Genomic DNA, 3,767 nt, shown 5'->3' on the forward strand with positions numbered 1-3,767 from the left:
AACCTGGCCGGGCACAAGAACCACTCCATCTTCTGGAAGAACATGGCCCCGGCCATCGGCCAGGAGCCCACTGGCGAGCTCAAGGCCGCCATCGAGGACCAGTTCGGGTCCTTCCAGGGCTTCCAGACCTACTTTGAGTCCATGTGCGCAGGCATCCAGGGCTCCGGCTGGGCCGTCCTTGCCTGGGATACTCTGGGCGAGCGCCTGGTCACCCTGCAGATGTACGACCACCAGGGCAACCTGCCCGTCACCATCTTCCCGCTGGTCCTGCTGGACCTCTGGGAGCACGCCTACTACCTGGAGTACCTGAATGACAGGGCCAGCTACGTCAAGGCCTGGTGGCACATCGTCAACTGGGAGGATGCCTCCAAGCGCTTCGACGAGGTGCGCAACATCAACACCACACTGGCCAGGTAAAAGACCAGCGCTTCCAACCACAGGCGAACCCTGGTCCTTTCCCCTCTCTGCGGGAGGCGGAAAGGACCAGGGTCCCTCCATATCTGGAGTCTGCTGCAGAAATCCCCGGCAGTCAGTTGCCGAAGAAGGCGATGGAGCCGGTCAGCGCAGCCACGGTCAGGGAGATCGCGGGCACAGCCAGGCATATGAGCAGGAAGCCCGCATCACGTGGTCCGACCTGGGAGACCCGGGCATGGGTGCGTGGTGTACCGCCGCCAAATCCCCTGGCCTCCATGGCCGTGGCCAAGGTCGTCGAACGCCTGATGGACAGGACCAACAGGGCGAAGGCCTGTGGCATAAAGGCCTTGAAACGGTTCTCATCGCCCAGTCCACGACTGCGGCGCGAAGCGGTCAGGGCTGACCAATCATCCTTGAGAACTGTAAAGAGCCGCATGCCGGCCAGCCCTCCGTAGACGAAGCGATCAGGCAGGTGGAGCACCTGGCTGAAGGCATCGGCCAGGTCGGTGGCGTCTATTCCCAGTACGGTGATGATGGCGGGAATTCCGATGGCCAGGATTCGCAGGGCAGTGGCCAGGGCCAGGTCCAGCGAGCGCTGGGTGATGTGGATCATCCCCCACTGCCAGAAGGTGGCGCCACCGCTCTTGCCATAGAGGATGATCGCCAGGGCCGAACCTGGCGCCCCCAGGAAGATGGGCCAGGTGGATCTGACCACGCGCAGGGGCGTGAAGCCTGCCGAGCCCAGCAGCAGGAACTCCAGAATCAGGGCAGTCGTGGCCGAGACCGGGTCCAAGCTTATCAGCAGGGGCAGAGCCGCCAGAAAGGCCCCGATCAGACGGAAGGCCGGATTGATGGAGGCTATGTATGGCGACCGGCTGGCCGGCTTGACCGGCTCGTCCCGCTGGTCCATTGGTGTGACGGTCAGCCTGGCGGCAACAGTCTTCTGACGAGTCTGCAAATCTGACCCGGCTGCAGGCCAGACGGTCTTCTGGGCTCCCGGAGGCGTCATTTCCACCAGGCGGGCATCCAGGGCCTGAACCAGCTCCCGGTCGTGGGTGACCAGGATGATGCAGGCTCCCTGGTCGCGCAGGTCTGCAATCAACTGGGCCATGCTGACCCAGGTGTTCCTGTCCTGGCCGAAGGTGGGCTCGTCAAGAATCAGCACCTGGGGTGCAGCGGCCAGGGCCGAGGCCACGGTGAGCCGCCTCTTTTCGCCGCCCGAGAGCGTGTAGGGGTTGGCGCGGGCATACTGCCTCAGCCTGAAGCGGCCCAACAGTTCCTGGGCGCGAACCTGGGCCTGCTCCTCGCTCATGCCGGTGCGGATAGGGGCCAGTTTGACCTCATCCAGGACCGTACCCCGGGCGAACTGATGCTCAGGATTCTGAAATACGTAGGCGATGCGCGCGGCCAGCTGGGATGAGGTCCACCGGATGGGCTCGGGCTCCGCAGGCATCTGCCCCTGGGGTCCCCGAAGCAGGCGATCCCGGGCAAGGACCGAACCGGTCACCGGCTCCAGCAGACCAGCCAGGGTCATGGCCAAAGTGGACTTGCCGGCCCCGTTGGCCCCCACCAGGGCGGTGACTTGACCGGCCCTGAATTCCAGATTGATGTGCTCGGCCACTGCCTTGCCCTGACGACCCACCGCCAGATCGTGAGCAGCCAGCAGGACGGGATGATCATCCTGGCCGGAGCAGGATTGCCTTGACCTGGCCTGGACCCGTCCAAGCTCAGGGAGCGAATCCCCGGCGCTCCTGTAGGCTTCTGGAACCCAGACACCCAGGGATGCCAGGTCCAACCCGGAATCAGTGAAGACCTCCCGGGGGCTGCCGTCGGCCATGATCACAGTCTTGCGATAGGCCGCAGCACCCGAACCACCGGTGCCATCTTCAACCTCGCCCAGCCCAAGCACGATGACCCGGTCGATCATGTCCATCCAAGGCCCTGCCCGGTGCTCGACCAGAACCATGGTGGAGCCTTGCCGGTCCAGGACCTTCCTGACGGCATCGACTATCTGCTCGACGCCGACCGGGTCCAGGTTGGCCGTAGGTTCGTCCAATAAGAGCAGCCCGGGCTGCATGGCCAGGGCGCCGGCCAGGGCCAGACGCTGCATCTGCCCTCCGCTCAGGTGCATGGTGGACCGGGTCAGTTGCAGGTCAGCCAAACCCACCTCGGCCATGGCCTTCCGCACCCGTGGCCACATCTCCTGGCGGGGCAGCCCCATGTTCTCGGGCCCGAAGGCCACATTGTCACCCAGCCGCTGAAAGATGGCCTGAGCATCCGGATCCTGCAGGACCAGGCCCACACGCCCCCGGCTGGAGACAGCGGGATTACCGTCAATCAGGACCTGGCCCTGGGTCACCCCGCCCTCGTCATCCTCTACCTGGTCCTGGCTGCTCTGCGGGGCATGATCGCCCAGCAACCCGGCCACACCCTCAAGGATGGTCGATTTGCCAATGCCGGAAGCTCCCAGCAGAAGCACCCGCTGACCTGCAGGAATGCTCAGGGACAGATCCCTGACGGCGAAGTGGTTCCGGTAGGCATGCCGATAACCCCAGTCGCGCAGTTCCAAGGCCGCTGGTCGGTAGGGGTTGTCCTGGATGCTCTGGTCCACGCCCGGGCCTCTACTTCCCGGCCGTACGAATATCGCGGCCGGAGGCGAAGCGGTCCAGAGCCCCGGTCGCGGCGATGGCCTTATAGAGGTACCAAACCAGCACTCCGGCAATCAGAGCACCCGAAATCAGGGTGGCTATCAGATAGATCACCCCATAGGGACCGGTCAGGTTGATGGCCTGCAGGTGCGTGCAGAAGGAATACAGCCAGCAGCCGAAACCAGCGGCAGCGCCCGACAGTGCCACCGTGGAGATGTTCCAGCGCCGGTAACGCAGCAGTATGAAGACCAGCTCGGCCATGAAGCCCTGAAGCAGACCGATCAGTATGGTCTCCACAGGCACCCAGAGGCTACCCAGCAGCGACTCCAGGATGGCTGCGACCAACTCGGCATAGACGGCAGCCCCCGGCTTGCGCACGATGACTAGGGCCAAGGGCCCGGCGAATAGATAGAGACCGTTGAGGATACCTCCCAGACCGGGCACAACCCCGTCCAGGAAGGACCAGGGAATGGTGGTCACCATGGCGACCACCCAGTAGATGACGGCGGAAGCCACCCCGATGACCGAGGCGACGGCGATATCCACCACCCTCCACCGTTTGGAGGGGATTCTGACCTGGGAGGGAGTCCCCCCGGACTCCGGCTCTGATCCGGAAGAAGTGTTGTTTATGAAATGACCATCGGTCATGATCTTGTGCCTTTCCTCGGGGCGCTCCCTATGAGCGCCATCCCGTTCAGGCACGGG

General features: G+C 64.2%; 3 protein-coding genes and 2 pseudogenes. 1 reads left to right on the top strand and 4 read right to left on the bottom strand.

The annotated features are described in order from the left end of the window. The coding region (locus AC0AP0_RS10075) for a superoxide dismutase (RefSeq protein WP_490430364.1) at nt 1–417 on the top strand (417 nt) is incomplete at its 5' end. 112 nt (nt 418–529) lie between these two features. Here the strand turns inward: AC0AP0_RS10075 and AC0AP0_RS10080 are convergent. The 4 genes and pseudogenes from AC0AP0_RS10080 to AC0AP0_RS10095 form a co-directional block, all read right to left on the bottom strand. Next, the gene (locus AC0AP0_RS10080) at nt 530–1,525 is read right to left on the bottom strand and encodes an energy-coupling factor transporter transmembrane component T family protein (protein ID WP_445342819.1); all 996 of its coding nucleotides are present in this window, start codon (nt 1,523–1,525) and stop codon (nt 530–532) included. A gap of 42 nt (nt 1,526–1,567) precedes the next feature. Next, a pseudogene (locus tag AC0AP0_RS10085) lies at nt 1,568–2,491 on the bottom strand (ATP-binding cassette domain-containing protein); the annotation flags it as partial. After that, nucleotides 2,465–3,025: pseudogene (locus AC0AP0_RS10090) on the bottom strand (energy-coupling factor ABC transporter ATP-binding protein); the annotation flags it as partial. The pseudogenes AC0AP0_RS10085 and AC0AP0_RS10090, both read right to left, overlap by 27 nt. Nucleotides 3,026–3,035: 10 nt before the next feature. After that, nucleotides 3,036–3,710, bottom strand: a complete 675-nt coding sequence (locus AC0AP0_RS10095; protein ID WP_490430366.1) for an ECF transporter S component — start codon at nt 3,708–3,710, stop codon at nt 3,036–3,038. Nucleotides 3,711–3,767 lie beyond the last annotated feature (57 nt).

The organism is Bifidobacterium sp. POST2/T3 (B1) (assembly GCF_058197115.1).